Origin of the sequence: Bacteroides sp. An322 (genome assembly GCF_002161765.1) — a bacterium.
Taxonomy (GTDB): domain Bacteria; phylum Bacteroidota; class Bacteroidia; order Bacteroidales; family Bacteroidaceae; genus Phocaeicola; species Phocaeicola merdavium.
Genome location: NZ_NFIN01000007.1, coordinates 19,406 through 37,684, shown reverse-complemented (window position 1 = coordinate 37,684; position 18,279 = coordinate 19,406). Strand labels below are relative to the sequence as shown.

Annotated in this window: 13 protein-coding genes; 6 read left to right on the top strand and 7 right to left on the bottom strand. The window is 43.6% G+C overall.

Translation table 11 applies throughout. The features are described from left to right. Positions 1 to 49: 49 nt before the first annotated feature. From rsmI to mazG, 6 genes are all read left to right on the top strand, one after another. The gene (gene rsmI, locus B5F91_RS05555) at positions 50 to 724 is read left to right on the top strand and encodes a 16S rRNA (cytidine(1402)-2'-O)-methyltransferase (protein ID WP_087428104.1); all 675 of its coding nucleotides are present in this window, start codon (positions 50 to 52) and stop codon (positions 722 to 724) included. A gap of 28 nt (positions 725 to 752) precedes the next feature. Continuing rightward, positions 753 to 1,607: a hypothetical protein gene (locus B5F91_RS05550; protein ID WP_087428103.1), complete on the top strand. Its 855-nt coding sequence runs from the start codon at positions 753 to 755 to the stop codon at positions 1,605 to 1,607. A gap of 309 nt (positions 1,608 to 1,916) precedes the next feature. After that, positions 1,917 to 3,380: a calcineurin-like phosphoesterase family protein gene (locus B5F91_RS05545; protein ID WP_239416267.1), complete on the top strand. Its 1,464-nt coding sequence runs from the start codon at positions 1,917 to 1,919 to the stop codon at positions 3,378 to 3,380. 27 nt (positions 3,381 to 3,407) lie between these two features. Continuing rightward, a complete protein-coding gene (locus B5F91_RS05540) occupies positions 3,408 to 6,671 on the top strand; it encodes a TonB-dependent receptor (protein WP_087428102.1) in 3,264 nt (1,087 codons plus the stop codon). Between the two features lie 33 nt (positions 6,672 to 6,704). Continuing rightward, complete coding sequence (locus B5F91_RS05535) at positions 6,705 to 8,504, top strand: RagB/SusD family nutrient uptake outer membrane protein (protein ID WP_087428101.1); 1,800 nt, start codon at positions 6,705 to 6,707, stop codon at positions 8,502 to 8,504. A 204-nt stretch (positions 8,505 to 8,708) separates the two neighbouring features. Continuing rightward, positions 8,709 to 9,497, top strand: a complete 789-nt coding sequence (gene mazG, locus B5F91_RS05530) for a nucleoside triphosphate pyrophosphohydrolase (protein ID WP_162611700.1) — start codon at positions 8,709 to 8,711, stop codon at positions 9,495 to 9,497. Between the two features lie 287 nt (positions 9,498 to 9,784). On the opposite strand, the gene B5F91_RS05525 is transcribed toward mazG, so the two are convergent. From B5F91_RS05525 to B5F91_RS05495, 7 genes are all read right to left on the bottom strand, one after another. After that, positions 9,785 to 10,801 carry a porin gene (locus B5F91_RS05525; RefSeq protein WP_087428099.1) on the bottom strand — a complete coding sequence of 339 codons (1,017 nt, stop codon included), beginning with the start codon at positions 10,799 to 10,801 and terminating at the stop codon, positions 9,785 to 9,787. Positions 10,802 to 10,885: 84 nt separating this feature from the next. After that, on the bottom strand, positions 10,886 to 12,238 hold the full coding sequence (locus B5F91_RS05520) for an MFS transporter (protein ID WP_087428186.1): 1,353 nt from the start codon (positions 12,236 to 12,238) through the stop codon (positions 10,886 to 10,888). Then, complete coding sequence (locus tag B5F91_RS05515; protein WP_087428098.1) at positions 12,238 to 12,870, bottom strand: HAD family phosphatase; 633 nt, start codon at positions 12,868 to 12,870, stop codon at positions 12,238 to 12,240. Before B5F91_RS05515 ends, B5F91_RS05520 begins: the two co-directional genes overlap by 1 nt. Positions 12,871 to 12,956: 86 nt before the next feature. Then, the gene (locus B5F91_RS05510; protein ID WP_087428097.1) at positions 12,957 to 13,889 is read right to left on the bottom strand and encodes a glycerophosphodiester phosphodiesterase family protein; all 933 of its coding nucleotides are present in this window, start codon (positions 13,887 to 13,889) and stop codon (positions 12,957 to 12,959) included. Between the two features lie 13 nt (positions 13,890 to 13,902). Then, complete coding sequence (locus tag B5F91_RS05505; RefSeq protein ID WP_087428096.1) at positions 13,903 to 15,357, bottom strand: PQQ-binding-like beta-propeller repeat protein; 1,455 nt, start codon at positions 15,355 to 15,357, stop codon at positions 13,903 to 13,905. A 6-nt stretch (positions 15,358 to 15,363) separates the two neighbouring features. Further along, positions 15,364 to 16,488, bottom strand: coding sequence for a glycerophosphodiester phosphodiesterase family protein (locus tag B5F91_RS05500; protein ID WP_087428095.1), 1,125 nt, complete (start codon positions 16,486 to 16,488; stop codon positions 15,364 to 15,366). Positions 16,489 to 16,503: 15 nt separating this feature from the next. Beyond that, on the bottom strand, positions 16,504 to 18,273 hold the full coding sequence (locus tag B5F91_RS05495) for a RagB/SusD family nutrient uptake outer membrane protein (protein WP_087428094.1): 1,770 nt from the start codon (positions 18,271 to 18,273) through the stop codon (positions 16,504 to 16,506). Positions 18,274 to 18,279: the final 6 nt, after the last annotated feature.

The following is an 18,279-nucleotide window of genomic DNA, read 5'->3' as shown; positions in this document are numbered from 1 at the left end:
TCCGTGGAATCAAAAACTTTCTACCTTTGCTATTATTATAACGAATGATATGGGAAAATTGTATGTGGTTCCTACTCCGGTAGGCAATTTAGAGGATATGACTTTGCGTGCCATTCGGGTGCTGAAAGAAGCCGATTTGGTGTTGGCGGAAGATACGCGTACATCGGGTATTTTGTTAAAGCACTTTGAGATAAAGAATGCTATGCAGTCTTACCATAAGTTCAACGAGCATCAGGTGTTGGACGGTATTATCCAACGTTTGAAGGCGGGCGAGACTATTGCGCTGGTTTCGGATGCAGGCACTCCGGGCATATCCGATCCGGGTTTTCTGGTGGTGCGTGAGTGTGTGCGTAACGGTATCGAAGTGCAGTGCCTTCCGGGTGCTACGGCATTTGTTCCGGCATTGGTGGCATCGGGATTGCCCGATGAAAGGTTCTGTTTCGAGGGCTTCTTGCCTCAGAAGAAAGGGCGGATGACACGTTTGAATGCCTTGGCAGAGGAGACACGCACGATGATATTTTATGAATCTCCGTACCGGCTGGTAAAGACATTGACCCAATTTGCCGGATTGTTCGGCGCGGAACGCCGGGTTTCGGTTTGTCGGGAGATATCGAAAATACACGAGGAAAGCGTCCGGGGGACGTTGGCTGAGGTTATTGCTCATTTCACTGAGAACGAGCCAAAAGGAGAGATTGTAATTGTTTTAGCAGGAAAAGAAAATTGAAGTATAAATTCTAAATAGATTAAGAACTATGAAAAAAGTTGTTTTATTTTCGTTATGTGCAGTTGCTTTGTTGGCTTCATGTACAGGAACAGGGCAGAAGAAAGACGCATTGCAACTTCAGAATGATTCATTGATGCTTGAATTGTCTGATCGGGATGCTGAATTGGATGAGATTATGGGCGCGTTTAATGAAATACAGGAAGGTTTTCGCGAAATCAATGAAGCCGAGAACCGGGTTGATTTGCAGGGAGGTGCTATGGAAAGCAAGTCGAGTGCCGAAAAAATTAAGGAAGATATCCGGTTTATCAGTCAGAAGCTTCAAGCTAACCGTGCCCGTATCGCGGAATTGGAAAAGCAATTGCAGAACAGCAATTACCAGTCGGCTCAATTGAAAAAGGCAATCAAGAACCTGACCGCCGAACTGGAATCCAAGCAAAAACAAATCGAGACTTTACAGGCGGAATTGGCTTCGAAGAACATCCGTATTGCCGAATTGGACGAAGCCGTAGCTGACTTGAACAAGAATGTAGACGAGTTGACCGCAGAGAATGTTGCTAAGACAGAGACTGTTGCAGCCCAAGATAAGGCATTGAATACGGCATGGTATGTATTCGGAACCAAGTCGGAACTGAAAGACCAAAAGATTCTGAAGCGGGGTGATGTGTTGAAAGATAATGAATTCAACAAGGATTATTTTACCGAAATCGACATCCGTCAGGACAAGGAAATCAAGTTATATTCGAAACGTGCCGAATTGCTGACTACGCATCCTGAGGGTTCATACGAATTGGTAAAGGATGATAAGAGCCAGCTGACCTTGAAAATTACAAATCCGAGCCAGTTCTGGAGCGTATCACGGTATTTGGTGATTCAGGTTCGTTAAGCGTATTTCTTAATAAGATAAATAAAAAAGGAATGCATCTGCAGATAGCGGATGCATTCCTTTTTTTATTGTTTGCCTTTATCGGAAATCAAATGGATTAGATAGGTTGATAAACCCATTAGGGAGCATTCGCCAACGCACCCTAGTGTGTTGGCAATTTCATTAGGGTGAGATGGCCATCGAACCCGTATTCATTTTTTCTCCCAATTAGCTTGTATTGATTTTGTAATGACATTCTCACGGTAATGTAACGAAGTTGTATCCGTTTTGAAGTGTTATCGCTGTTTCTTTGCATTCAGAAACAAAAGCATGGTTAATTTTAATAAAGCAAAGAAACGGATGAAAGGTAAATCGTTGATTTTTAGTTTGATAATGGGTGGCTTCTGCTTGAGTGCAAGTGCTCAGAAAGTAGTGTTCGACTTCAATGGGAAAGTGACCGACTCGAACGGACAAGGCATAGCCGGTGTGGTTGTAAACGATGGCATCAGCTTTACCAAAACCGATGCGCAAGGAGCATGGGCTTTGGTATCGGATACGACACGAAGCAAGTTTGTAAGCATTTCGGTGCCGGCTTCGTGTGTCTTGCCTCAACAAGACGGGCTGGCTGGGGATTATTATATATCGGTACGCGCGTTGGCGCAGGCAGACGGGAAACATAATTTTGTGTTGGAAAGACGGAAGCGGATGGAAGAGCGTTTCCACTATATAGCCATTTCCGACCCGCAAGTGCGTGATGCCCGTCAGATGAAACGCTGGCGGCAGGAAACGGTGCCTGATTTGAAAGAAGTTATTGACTCGCTGAAACAATCTCGTGAAGTGGTTGCCATGACGTTGGGTGATTTGGTATGGGACAATATGCCGTTGTTCGAGGAATACCGGGAATCGGTAAAGAATACCGGTGCCGTTTTTTTCCAATGCATCGGCAATCATGATTTCGACAAGCAATACCAAGACCTTCATAACATGGAGGCAGGCACTCCGGTGTACGGTGAAATGGTATACGGAAGTTATTTCGGTCCTACGGATTATTCGTTTAATATCGGTAAGGCTCACATTGTAACGATGAAAGACATCAACTATGTGGGCGGGAAGAATTACGTGGAAAGCCTTACAGGGCAGCAATTGGAATGGTTGAAGAAAGATTTAAGTTACGTTCCGAAAGGAAGTCTGGTCATCTTGAATCTGCACGCTCCGGTGTGGAACAAGGTTTCGCCGGGCGGGAATGTCCGTAATGCAGCCCAATTGAAAGAGGTGCTGAAAGATTATAAGGTACATGTATTTTCCGGTCATACGCATTTCTTCCAGAATAATGAAGTGACTCCCATGCTTTATGAACACAACATCGGTGCGGCTTGTGGCGGCTGGTGGGCTGGTTGGGTCAACCAATGCGGTGCGCCCAATGGCTATATGGTGGTAGATGTAGACGGAGAGCGTGTGAAATGGCATTACAAGGCTACTCGCCGCGATTTTTCTTATCAGTTCCGTATATATAATAAAGGAGAGTTTACGGCTCAAAGCAGTTTTGTGGTAGCCAATGTATGGGATTGGGACAGTGCCTGCCGTGTGGTATGGTATCAAGACGGGAAACCGATGGGAGACATGGAGCAGTTCATCGGTTCGGATGAAGAACGTGCTTCTCAACTGAAAGACCGCAGCAAGGCGGAACCGACGGCTCATTTGTTCCGTGTGATGCCTTCCGACGGTGCCAAACAAATCAAAATAGAGTTTACAAACCGTTTCGGTGAAGTCTATACACAGACTATCGACTTATAAAATACACATTTCTTTAATTCATAAACAATGAGAACATTAAAATCAGTAGTTGTATTCTTGATGTTGTTCGTAGTGGGGAGTGCTATGACACTTTCTGCTCAAAACAGAACCATATCGGGAAAAGTATTTGACGCAAATGACGAGCCTTTAATCGGCGTGACGGTTGCGGTAGAGAGTGCTACCATTGGAGCGGTAACCGATATCGATGGTGCGTTTACGATTCAAGTGCCTGCAGGAGAGGTAGTTTTGAATGTATCTTACATCGGTTTTGCTTCGCAGAAAGTAAAGGTTGCTCCTGACCAATCCAGCGTAACCGTTCACATGAAAGAAGATGCCGTTTTGCTGAATGAAACGGTTGTGGTCGGTTACGGTAAGCAGAAGAAAGTAAACCTGACCGGTGCGGTTGCGACGGTAGGAGGTGATGAATTGGAAAATCGTGTGACCCGCTCATTGAGCAATATGTTACAGGGTACGGTGGCTGGTCTGAACGTCACTACTTCTTCTGGAGTTCCAGGAAGCTCTGCCAGTATCAATGTGCGTGGTGTGACTTCTATCAACGATGCCGAACCGTTGGTGCTGATAGACGGTGCAGTAGGCGAATTGGACCGTATCAATCCGAATGATGTAGAATCTATTTCGGTTATTAAAGATGCTTCTGCAGCAGCTATTTACGGTGCACGTGCTGCCTTCGGTGTGATTTTGGTTACTACTAAGTCGGGTGCCGCTAAAGACGGAAAGGCTACAGTACATTATAGCGGACGTTTCGGTTGGCAAGCTCCTACCACTTCTACCGAATATGAAACAACCGGTTATTGGTCGGTATATACCATTAATAAATTTTGGCAAGCTGATTCGGGTACGTTGTATGTCGATTATACAGACCAAGATATGCAGGCTTTGCTGGACCGTGTGAATGATAAGACTGAACATCCCGACCGTCCGTGGGTAGTGGAAGAAGTGAGAAACGGACGCCGCCAATGGGTATATTATGGAAACCACGACTGGTGGCATGAATTGTATCGCGATAACCGTCCGATGCAGCAACATAATCTTTCTATCAGTGGAGGAAAAGATGATATCAAGTATTTCCTTTCCGGTTCGTTCGACAAGCAGACTGGTATCTTGCGTGAGAATCCCGATGTTTTCCGGAAATACAATCTGCGTTCGAAGATTGATTTCCGTATCAATGAATGGTTTACTTTGTCGAATAATACTTCGTTCTATGGTTCGCAATACAACTATTTGGGTGATGGCAGTGTAGAAAACACATTGGCATACAGTGCCCGCCACGCTTTATCTTGCTTTCCACAGAAGAATCCCGACGGTTCATGGTTGTATAGTACACCTTATTTAAATTATAAAGTGGCAAATGGGCGTCATATTTTATTGGGTGAAGATTCGCACCGCAATGTAGAGCGTGGCACAGACTTCTCGAATACCACTCGTGTAGTGTATTCTCCGATAAAGGAATTGAGCTTTACGGGAGACTTTACGTATCGTCTGTATCAGACCCGTAATACGAGCCGTTCCAATCCGATGTATTACCGTGAATATCCCGATGGCGAATTACTTTCGTATGCTACAGGTGCGGGTGCCAACCGTTTGGATGAATGGGTTAATACGAGTCATTATTATTCAACCAATATTTATGGAAACTATACTGATACGTTCAATGATGCACATCATTTGACCGTAGTTGCCGGTATGAACTACGAGGCTTGGAAAAGCAAGAATGTTTCGGCATACGGCGAAAACTTGGTATCTGCCGATTTGGATGATTTAGGTTTGGTCGGTCAAAATGCAGACGGAGCGGTCATAACCGGTGTAGGAGGTGGTCAGAACGAATATGCGCTATTGGGTATCTTCGGTCGTATCAACTACGATTACATGAGCCGTTATTTGTTTGAGGTGAGCGGACGTTATGACGGAACTTCTCGCTTTGCAAGAGGAAACCGTTGGGGATTCTTTCCTTCAGCTTCAGTGGGGTGGCGTATTTCGGAAGAACCTTTCTTCCGTCCGGCACGCCGTTTGGTAGATAACTTGAAGATTCGGGCTTCGTTCGGTAGTTTGGGTAATCAGAATGTATCTTCTTATTATACGTTTGCCCGTCTGATTTCAATCGCCAACTTAGGTTACACATTCGGCGAAGGAAGCGTATTGCCTAAATATTCTACATTGGGAGCACCTATCGCTTCGGATATGACGTGGGAAACCGCTCAGCAATGGGACTTTGGTTTCGATTTGACAATGTTGGGCAACCGTTTGAACCTAACAGTGGATGGCTATATACGTGATACGCGGGATATGTTGACTGACGGTGTGGAACTGCCTGGTGTATATGGCGCAAGTGTGCCTGATATGAATGCGGCAGATTTGCGTACAAAAGGATATGAAATCACGTTGAACTGGCGTGACCAGTTGACTTTGGGCAGCAAGCCGTTCGAGTATAGCATCGGTTTCAACTTGAGTGACTATAAGAGTGTTGTTACAAAGTATGATAACAAAGACAAGACTTTTGCCCAACCTTATTACGAAGGTATGGAAATTGGTGAAATTTGGGGATTCGTAACAGACGGGCTTTTCCAAAGTGACGAAGAAGCAAAGGCATACGCAGAACAGTTGGATTTGAGTTATGTATTGAAGGGGCAGACTGGAGGCTGGCAGGCTGGTGACGTGAAGTTTGTCAATTTGGATGGCGATAATAAAATCGGTATCGGCAGCAACAATGTAGACAATCCGGGAGACCGTAAGATACTTGGTAATGAATTGCCTTCGCTTTCATACGGTATTACGGCAAGTGTACGCTGGAACGGTATTGATGTGTCGGCGTTCTTTCAAGGAACAGGTAACCACTATTGGTATCCTACCGGTCAGTCGATGCCTTTCTGGGGTCCGTATTCTTATCCTTACTTGTCTTTCTTGCAGAAAGATTTCTTGAAAGATGTATGGTCGCCCGAAAATCCGGACGCTTATTTCCCGCGTGCGATGGCTTATTCGGCATCAGGCGGTGTGCTGAGCAATGTAAACGACCGTTATTTGCAGAATTTGCGTTACTTGCGTTTCAAAACTTTAACCGTAGGTTATACCCTTCCACAACAATGGACTCAAAAAGCCGGTATTGAAGCTATACGCATCTATTTTACAGGTGAAAACCTCTGTTACTGGTCTCCTCTCAAGAAACATACCAAGTATGTTGATCCAGAAGGCGCTATCGACCGGAGCGATGCTTACAACAATGCTTTCTATCCGTGGCAGAAGTCGTTCCTGTTCGGTATTGATGTCACTTTCTAACATGAACTTTTAAACAGAAGAGAAAAAACAATTATGAAAAAGAAAACTATATTTATAGCGTTGGCGTTGCTTGCCGGACTTTCTTCGTGTGATGACTGGCTTGACAAAGAGCCGCTGGATAAGATTGTGGACACGAACTATTTCAAGACCGAAACAGACCTTCAGCTTTTCAGCAATAATTTCTATAATAGCATTCTTAATAAGTCGCCTTACGATGAACAAAGCGATTTGTATGTGCAACAGGAATTATCTGACGAGATGTTGGGAGGTGAAAACCGTATCGTGCCTGCCAGTGGGGGCGGATGGTCGTGGACTGTTTTGCGAAGTATTAATACCTTGTTGGGAAATATAGATAAGTGTGAGGATGCAGAAGCAGCCGTTAAATATACAGCTGTGTCACGTTTCTTCCGTGCTTTCTTCTATTATGATAAGGTAAAGCGTTTCGGCGATGTGCCTTGGTATGATAAAGAACTGTTTTCGGACGACCCCGATTTGTATAAAGCCCGTGATTCTCGTGAATTGGTGATGACCAATATGCTGGCTGATGTAGATTATGCTATCGAGAATCTGCCTACCAAGGAAGAAGAAACCAGCAGTCCTTTCCGTGTAAACCGTTGGGCAGCATTGGCATTGAAATCTCGTTTCTGCTTGTATGAAGGAACATACCGGAAATATCATAACTTGACTTTGGACGGACATGATTATACCTATTATTTACAACAGGCAGCGGATGCAGCGGAAGAATTGATAAACAGCGGTAAATATCATCTGTATTCGACGGATAATCCGGAAGAGGATTACTTGACGCTTTTTGCTGAAGAAGATGCCAATCCCGATGAATATATCTTGGCTATTAAGTTTGACTATGGTATGAGTGTTTACCACAATGCTACGGCACATACATTGGTTCCTACACAAGGACGTCCGGGCGTAACCCGTAAACTCATCAATGCTTATTTGATGAAAGACGGAACACGCTTTACCGACCGTGAAGGATGGGAAACGATGCCTTTTACAGAGGAAGTGAAAGACCGTGACCCGCGTTTGGCTCAGAGCATTCGTACTCCGGGTTATCACCGTATCGGGCAGACGGACATTTTGGCTCCCGACTTGTCGGTTAGTGTAACGGGATATCAGCCTGTCAAGTTTGTGCAAGACCCGACAGATTCGGGTGGTCAGGTAGACCGTAACGACCGTTCGACTTGTGATTTGCCTGTATTCCGTTTGGCAGAAGTCATGTTGAATTTTGCTGAGGCTAAAGCCGAATTAGGGAATTTAACTCAGGCTGATTTGGATAAATCGGTTAATGTAATCCGTGACCGTGTAGGGATGCCTCATCTGAATTTAGCAGAAGCAAACGCAAATCCAGACCCTTATTTGGCTTCTGATGACTATGGTTATTCCAATGTAACAGGAAGCAATGAAGGAGTTATTTTGGAAATCCGCCGTGAACGTGCCATAGAGTTGACTCAAGAAGGTTTCCGTTACGATGACTTAGTACGTTGGAAAGCAGGTACTTGCATCAATCAGTCTATTATGGGTATGTATTTCCCCGGTGCAGGAGAATATGACTTGAGTGGTGATGGCGCGATAGATGTGATTTTGTATGAGGGTGATGACAAACCGGTTCTTGACGGTGCTCAGATTTACAAAATTGGTTCAGATATAACCCTGTCGGAAGGCGATCATGGATATATCGATTATCATCACAATATCGTTCGTACCGCATTTAATGAAGAACGTGATTATCTGTATCCGATTCCTATCAACGAACGTTCGTTGAATCATAATCTGACACAGAATCCGGGCTGGAACGACGGGCTGTCTTTTTAGTTAATAGTGAATAATTAATAGTTAATAGTGGATTGTGGATAACGGTTGTGTTTTTTAACCGCCGTTATTCACTATTCATTATTAACTATTCATTGTTTTCAATTAGGTTTTCCCGAAGCTTTTCCTTACTTTTGCAAGCAATAACAGTTGGTATTTTAATTGCCGTTATTCACTGTTCACTATTAATTATTCACTAAACGATAGATTATGCATACAAGAGAAGAAAAAATAGAAGCCTTTGGGCGGTTGCTCGATGTGCTCGATGAATTGCGGGTGAAATGCCCTTGGGACCGGAAACAGACTAACGAAAGTTTGCGTCCCAATACGATAGAAGAAGTATATGAGCTTTGTGATGCCCTGATGAAGGACGATAAGAAGAACATTTGTAAGGAACTGGGTGATGTGTTGCTTCACGTCGTATTTTATGCAAAAATAGGAAGCGAGACGGGAGATTTTGATATCAAGGATGTATGCGACCGATTGTGCGACAAGCTGATATTCCGTCACCCGCATGTTTTCGGTGAAGTAAAAGCAGATACAGCCGAGCAAGTTTCCGAGAATTGGGAGCAGATTAAGTTGAAGGAAAAAGACGGGAACAAGTCTGTATTGAGCGGGGTGCCCGAAGCCTTGCCTTCACTGATTAAAGCCTACCGCATCCAAGACAAGGCGCGTAATGTCGGCTTCGATTGGGAAGACCGTGTGCAGGTATGGGACAAAGTGAAGGAAGAAATCAGTGAATTCGAATCGGAAGTGGCTACAATGGACAAAGACAAGGCGGAAGCCGAGTTTGGAGATGTCATGTTTAGCCTCATCAATGCAGCCCGTTTGTATAAAATCAATCCCGATAACGCCTTGGAACATACCAACCAGAAGTTTATCCGCCGCTTCAATTATTTAGAGGAACATACGCTGAAAGCCGGAAGAAAGTTGACGGATATGACGCTGGAAGAGATGGATGCTATTTGGGAAGAAGCGAAGAAGCAAGGATTGTAAACGCTGAAGAAATTAAAAATTGAAAGTAGAGATTTATCATTAGACATTGCAGAGGTTGGCAATCGGCTGTTTGCTACACGCCAATAGCGAAGACGGGTGTTGTAGTGAAGGATCTCGTGTGCATCAGCTTGTGTCCTCAAGATCCTTCATTACGCTCTTTTAGACAAAATGAAGGCCTATTTTTATTTTGAGACAGCTTCTTTATCTATCTTTGAATTTTGCTATAGTTGTCAATTTCAATCGATTTTCTTCGAAGGCATTACGTAACAAAGTAAATTAATTGAGGTTTAAAAACGTACCATCATCTCCACCACCAACTTATCTTGTTCCGACTCTAAAGCAAACGAGCGATCCTCATAGAAATACTTTTCGTAATTCAAGCGAAGGTCTGCCTGAAACGGTTTTCCGAAGCTGAAGGTCAGACCGCTCGTAATGCGTTTGCGCTCATAATCGGTTATCAGGAACTCTCCTTGCTCATCTAAGGTGCCGTCACTGTTATTGCCCATATAATCGAAACGAGCAAGGAGAGAAACCTTTTTGAACAGACTTTTCTTCTTTCGGATGAACCAATCGTAATTGACAAAAGCGTTTACTGCCCATACACTTTTGAATAATGAGTTGGGATACTCTTTATACATGGTTTCCACTTCGAAATGCCAATTGTTCCAATCGTAATAAGTGCCTAAATCATACATGTAGATATTCTTGTCTGTAGGACGGATGCGTTGGGTGCTTAATGTCAGATTATATCCTTTAAAAGGTTTTAACTCCAATTTCGCTGAATACGAAAGAGACTTATGCCAGCCCTTTTGCTCTGTCAGCCCCGACCCGCTAAACAAACCAGCTTCCAGCGAAAATGGGAGCCCGTTTCTGTGAACGTACTTCAACGTGGCACCTGCATCACGCAGACTTCCCATCTGCTTGGCAATAAACGAACGGTTGGCAAAATACTGTAAATGGGGAGAACGATGTGCGTCAATAGTGAACGGAACACGCATTTGCCCTATGGTAATGTGAAACCCTTCTAATGGAGTAACCCGTGCATAAGCATCCAGCATCTTTATTTCACCTTCATCACAAAGGTCTATTTCGGCTTTATAGCTTACGATAGGAATTATGTTCCCAGAAACGCTCACCCGTGCCGTCCGCACTTGGAAACGCTGTTGGTTGGTCGTAGTCTGATATTCGTATTTACCCCTTAATGTTCCGTGGATTTCTGGCATATAATCTTTCCACTGAATATTTTGTGCATCCATTCCTATTATATAAAACGCTATGAATAGTGTCGATAAAATTTTCTCCATAAATTGAATTTTATAAAAATAAAAAGGATTGTGGAACCAAGCTTAGGCAAAATCCACAATCCTATAAAAACTAATCTTAAAAAGTTACTTATGTTCCGCCGGTTTCACGTTCCAAACCAAAAGAGCACAAAGCGTAGACAATAGTGCTGCACCTATCCAAAACCAATTAATAGCAGTAAAATCATATATTTCCACACCATTCATCACCATCTTATTCCCTTCTATCAGAATACCGCTCATCACATCCTGCACACCCGCACCGACATAGCTGGCTATACCAACCACGCCCAATGCCGCTCCCGAAGCGTTACGAGGTGCAATATCTACCGCCATTAGTCCACCCAAGAAACACAACAACACGCCGATGCTGAGACCGAACAGTATCATTGCTGTCACGTCTAACCAATAATGCACACCGGGAACCAATAAGAATAAACACAAAGCACAGGTATTCAACAAACCGAATATCAGTGCAGGTGCATTGCGCTTGCCTTTGAATAAGCGGTCGGAAACGAAACCTGATAAAACCGTTCCGACAATACCGCACACAGAACCAATGGAGATTATAAAGCTGGCATCTAATGTATCATACCCTTTCTGTGCCTCCAAATAGAAAACACCCCAACTGTTTACAGCATATCGGCTGATGTACATAAACGCACTTGATAATGCCAATATCCAAATGGCAGGCATCAGCAACACTTGTTTCTGCGCCTTGTTGAAGTCAGCAGTCTCTTCCTCGGTCAATACTTTTATTTCTTTAGGTTGATTTACAGGTGGTAATCCTTTGCTTTGCGGCGTGTCGTGGAAAAAATTCCATATAATCAACGCTCCCAGCAAACCTACCAATCCAGCTCCCCAAAATCCATAACGCCAACCGAATGCGCTTACGATAGAAGCCACAATAATAAATGTCAAAGCCTCGCCGATATTGTGACTTGCCGACCAAAAGCCGTAAAATGAACCACGCTTCTTGTCATCGAACCAACGCGAAAGCCCCACTACACACGATGCCGCTCCCATCGACTGGAACCACCCGCTGATTCCCCAAAGCACGGCAAATAAGACGAACGAATGTATGAAACCCAAACACAAATTCACGAGCGCCGTCACCAACAGCCCCGTTGACATAAACCGCTTAATATTGCTGCGGTCAGCAAGGAATCCGTTGGTGAACTTCCCTACCGCATAAGTAAAGAAAAGCACCGATCCGATGATACCTAATTCGGTTTCCGAAAAAATACCTTCCTCCACAATCGGTTTCTTTACCACATTCAGGCTCAAACGGCAGACGTAATACATACCGTACCCTAACGTAGCCGAAAGGAAAGTGGACCATTGCAAGCGTTTCAGCTTTCGTTCCGATTCCGGTGTCCATCCGCCGTTACAAGGCTTCGGCTTGGAGACCTTGTAAAACTCAATTATTGATTTAAAAATCATATCATTTCTTTTTGTTCTAATTTTTCCAATACACAATTCATCAAATCATCATCTGGTTTATATTCCAATGTTTTCATTCCCAAGGATTCAGCCGTTATACAATTTGCAGAAGAGTCATCAATAAACAAGGTCTCCCTCACATCTATCCCCGCATCTGCAACCGCTATACGGAATATGGCAGATTCAGGCTTCGCCGTATGCAGCTTATAAGAAAGATAGATTCCTTTAAAGAAATCATCGACGTTTAATCCTCTATAATCGAAGCATTTATTGGAAAACGTATTCCAGTGTATAGAGTTGGTATTGCTCAACAGATATAAATTGTATTTATCCTTTAGCAGACACAGGAGTTGCAATTTCTCTATAGGAATGTTGCCTAACATCCTATTCCAAACCGAATCGATTTCTTCATCTGAAAGAATTATAGCAGCCCTTGCCCGGATTTCATCCCTAAATTCACCATCCGAAAGGTTACCTTTCTCATATTCCAGGAAGAAACCAGCTTTATGGGTGCTGTTAACTTCATCCTCGGTGAACCGGATTCCATAGTCTTCGCAAGACTTGGCAAAGCGTTCCATAGATACATCTATCAATACATTGCCCCAATCGAATATCAGATTCTTAATCATACCTTACACTGACTTTAGAAATGCTTAACATTGCCTGCATAGCCTCAAATGAAACTATGCAGGTAATAATAACTTCTATCCGATTTTTATTGATGCAATCCTTTATTTCTCAGATAATCCAAGAGAAGAGCGGGGCGGTCTGTCTGGATAAGCTTAGCTCCCTGATTGATAATCCACCCCCAGCTTTCTTCAGGTTCACCCAGCTCTACCGCACGGTCATCATCGTGCCCTCCGCACAAGTCGGGCCACAAAGAGTTGATGAAAATCTTTGCACCGCTGTCTTTTACCTTCTTGACAAGGCGTAACACATCGGCAGAATCGTTATTGAACACCAATTCAAAAGCTTTTGGCTTCATATTTTTCAGATAACCGTCAATAATGGCTTCAGCCCCTTCCTTATGCAGGTTCACCACTGGCATAAAGACCATCTTATCCAAAACTTCTCCATTTTCCGCTTTCACCTTTTCATACGGATGATCCGACTTCATCACGCACTGGTCTACCGTACCCGTTTTTTCTAGTACAGCGTATGCGTCTTTGAAGTAATCGTATCCTTTATCCACGTTCACCATAATCTTGCCTTTACAGAGGGTCATTACTTCTTCGAAAGTAGGGATTTTGTGACGGGTTTTTTGACCATGCCCACCTTTCAAGAAGAATTCCCGCAATTCAGTAAGCGTATAGTCTTCCGGCTTCCCTTTGCCGTTCATTGTGCGGTTGATGGTCTTGTCGTGCATCAATACCAAGTATCCGTCTTTGGTTTTCTTCAAATCGATTTCCACCATATCCACACCCATATCAATGCAATTCTGAATGGCTTGCAACGAGTTCTCCGGAGCATTACGCCAGTCACCCCGATGCGAAACCACTAAGATTCCTTCAGACTCCAAGTTTTCGGTAACAGATGCACTTTTCTTTTCAATGACCGATTTTTCATTGGTCGAATCATTCTTCTCTTTCTGTCCGCAAGACGATAATGTCAACAGGCAGACACATACTATATATATAAAATACCTCATATTGAAAACTTTTTTAATTTGAACGACGTCCGTTCCTTAAACTGTTACCTCCTCGCATTGACCAGCCTTTCATTGCTCCAGTTGCAGTTGTTCGGAATGCACACAATCTGCCAGGCTGTTGGTTTGTCTCGACATTCACGCAAATATAAACCGTACCGTCACTACCTATTGCCGGTGAAGAATAGATTTCATTACCCAGCTTGACTTCCTTGTATACCTGCTTGCCTTCTTCATTCAAAATATAGAAATAACCGGCACCGTCTCCAAAACAAATGTATCCGTTATCGGTTATGGCTGGCGTACAGCGAATCTTTCCTTGGCTACGGAATGTCCAAACTACATCTCCATTTGATTGGTTGTAGCAAGTCATCACGCCGTCACTATCACCGACAAAGAGATGTCCATTTAAATCAAGCGCAACTCCCGTATTGTCATATTTTGCCATGCTTGGCGATTGCCATTTAACGGTTCCGTCCGTTGCATTTACAGCCATGACAATACCACCGTCTGATGTGTTTCCACACATATAAATTATTCCGTCTTCACCCAATGCCGGAGCAGCCGTACATGACGATCCGTATTCTATTTCCCAAAGTTTAGAGCCGTCTGCCTTAGCGAATGCCAGCATCTTGCCACTATTATTGCAGACATATACAGCATCATCACCGATAACTACCGGAGACTGTATGTCTCCGCCACAATCCGTACTCCACAATTCAGTCATTGCAGGAGAAGCGGATATAGCATACATTTTCTTATTTCCTCCATAATAGACCGTACCGTCTGCATCCACTGCAGGTGAAGAGTATTTCACAGTCGCACCTGTTGCAAACGATGCCAAGATTGTAGAGGATGACGCATTAAACGCATACAGATTTTTATCATAGCTACCGATGTAGAATGTTCCGTCATCAGCAACAGTTGGTGTACTTCTTACCACATCACCGGCTTTATAAGTCCATTGCTCTTCACCCTTATTGTTCAACACCGCAATGTTATAATCGCCACGGCTGTTATTAGCATCGCAACCAAAAATAACATTCCCTTGGTTATCTACAGCCAAAGAAGCATCTTGAAATCCCGTTGTAGTAGCATATTCCCATATCAGTTCCGGTTCCTCATCTGATAACGATTTTTCCTTGACTGCAATGGTCTTATCAAACGAATTGGCATTCTGCTGTCCTTGATTATCCCATACGGTCAGCACCACTTTATAGTCACCGGGCGCACTGTAGGTAATGGTAGGATTTTCTTCTTCCGAGGTCGTTCCGTTTCCGAAATCCCATTGCCAGCGGCTTATCTGCCCGTCTTCGTCAAAGGAAAGACTCGTAAATGAAATGCTTTGCTCCACTTCTACCGTAGTAGCCGTAGCCTTAAACGCAGCTACCGGCTTGGTATTCACTTTATCGTCATCTTGGCAAGCTGTTATTAACAATACAGCCGTTGCCATTAATAATAGTTTTTTCATACGTCATTAATCTCTTTTTAAGTTGTCAAGATAAGTTTTTAGCTCGACAGGGAAATCTGTTTGTGCGACAGTTCCTCCTAAATCGACAAATCTATCTGCTTTCCGATAGTTGTCTGTTTCCGGAGTATCTTTGTCATTCACATAAACATTCATAAATCCAGCTATCCCGTTGTTGTAAGCTTTCTCCAAAATGTCATCTATCCAAGCATCCGAATTGAATTGCACAATAGCAAGATTATCAACCAAAGACATAAAGCCGTCTAAGTCTTCCTTGGTATAAACCACTGGAAATACATTGACTGTATTGTCGATATTCAACAATTTAGACGCGTCTTGCAATTCGTAAACCGTAAACATACATTGAGACAGCATACCGCATTGTTTCACTACATTGTAAACAGAACGATAATCCGAAATCTTCATGTCAATATCCACATAAATCTTTCCTCTTGCCGCCATTAATGCCTCTGCTAACGAAGGTACGCGTTCCATTGTCTGACGACCGTCATAATACAAATAGTAAGATTTCATTTCTTCAAAAGTCAAGTCGGAAACTTTACCTGTTCCATTGGTTGTCTCGTCTATCGTAGCGTTGTGCATTAACACTAACTCATTGTCTTTTGTCATCCGTACATCGATTTCGATAAAGTCAATGTCATGCTGTATCGCTTTCGCAATGGATGCAACCGAATTTTCCGGGGCTTCTTTCCAATATCCACGGTGCGCACATACCTGATAATGCCTGCCTGCCAAAGACTCCGGAATGGAAAGACGGACTGCCGAACTTATTTCTGCTGCAAAAACCTTTACTAAGGTCTTATATTCTTTCGTCTCTCCGGTAGACAAAGCCACAGAAGCCGTTACCGTATAATCATCAGGAATACGATAGGTATGCGACGGAACAAATGCATCAGATGTCTCACCGTCACCAAAATCCCAATGCACAGAAACCACATCTGCTTCTGGCACATTCTGGAGCGTAAATGTCACGTCTTCCCCATAATTGACTTCATTGGCGGAAGCCTCAATCGTTATGGATGTAGATGCCGCGCCTTCTTCTACAGAATCGGAACCGCAGGCATAGAAGACCGTGACAAATACAAGCATGAAAAACTTAAAAGCCTTAATCATAACATTCCTCTTTTATTACTTATCCCAATTCGGATTCTGTACCAAATTCTCGTTCAATAACAAATCTCCCGTAGGCAGAGGGTATAGATAATCACGGGATTCATCGAATTGTTTCGTGTTATCCTTGAAACCTATCAGATTACCGTGGTCGCCTTCCGTCAGTTGAAGCACGCCTCCGATCTCTACGCTTTGTGAAGCAGTCGTAGAAGGAGCCGTCCCTGTGTATAGCAACAAATCGGGAGTTCCGTCACCATCCAAATCGAATTCACCTAATGAAGGGAAGTACATTCCGATGAAATGAGGTTCCAGCAATTTGCCGACCTTCCATCTTACCAAGTCATCCCAACGGAATCCTTCCATCACCAATTCAATCCGTCGTTCTCTCCTAATTTCCAAGATAATGCCTTTATTACTTCCAGATACGTTGGGGTACAAGGAAGACAAAACGGCATCAGGGGACTGATTAGCTGACGCCATATCCAAATTAGGCATACTTACACGGCTACGTATCAACCGGATGGTATGGTCAATATCATCCTGTGTGATGATTCCTAATTCAGCTTTTGCTTCCGCATAATTTAACAGAACTTCCGCATAACGGATAAACGCCACATCCTGATAAGATGCTCCGTCACCGTCTTGTGTTTCATCGGATAAAAACTTACACAATTGATAACCTGTCATCGTAGCGGCAAAATCGGGAAGTAAAGTCGCCGTTCCCCCTATACGCTGATATCCCAAAGAACGAATTGTTTGTGCTAAACGGCGGTCACGGCTCTGCATTTCTTCATAAAATCCCATTGTCTCATATCCGTCCTTATTTGTAAACGGGGTTCCGTTCATCTGTAAATAAGAATCCACCAAATCTTTTGTCAAACCGATGTCACGTTGGGTCCGTGATGTTAGGTAATAATTCACATTATGCATCCGATTCAAAGTCAACGAATAACGGCGTCCCAAAATCACTTCCTCCTCTTTTAACGTAGAAGCGAACAAGTCCCTATAGTCCGTATCCGGATTACCTGTACTATATAAGGTATAGCCGGATTCGTCCATTACGCGCTGTGCCGCTTCGTATGCCTTCTGCAATAAGACATCGCTTTCGGGCAAATTCAATTCCGTATGATATTTACGGAACGTACCTTCATATAAACAGACGCGGGAAAGGAGAGCCAATGCTGTCCAACGGGTAACTTGATCGGACGCACGTTCATTTCCTAACTTATCTACAGCTATCTCCAAATCTTCCACAATCTTGCTGACTACAAACTCACGGCTATCACGTGCCTTGTACAATAAGTCTGCATCATCAGTCTGAATAACTGTTTCATACCAAGGTACATCGCCAAAACGCTTCACTTTATCGAAATAGAACCACGCACGGAAGAATCGGGCAACTCCTTCGTATTTATTGCGCCCTGCTTCATCGGTACAACGTTGGTAATTGTCGAAGAACAAATTGATATCACGCAAATCTTCCCAATCCCATCCGCCACTTCCTGTTTCAGAGGGAAGAATCCGTTCGTGGCTACGTTGTTCTTCCGGTATGCTGGAATACAACACATTGTCTGTCTTCAAGTCTTCATCGATAATGTTGCGGATAGACGGAAGTTGTTCATAAAAGCCATTTGTATACAACCGCAAGTCATCTGCCGTCTTGAACGAATTTTCCGGCGAGATTTCCGCAATGGGATAACGGTCCAAGAAGGAATCGTTACAGGAAACCGTCAATATGCCTCCCACAAAAAGGGAAACTAATTTAATTGTACTATATTTCTTTTTCATAACTGA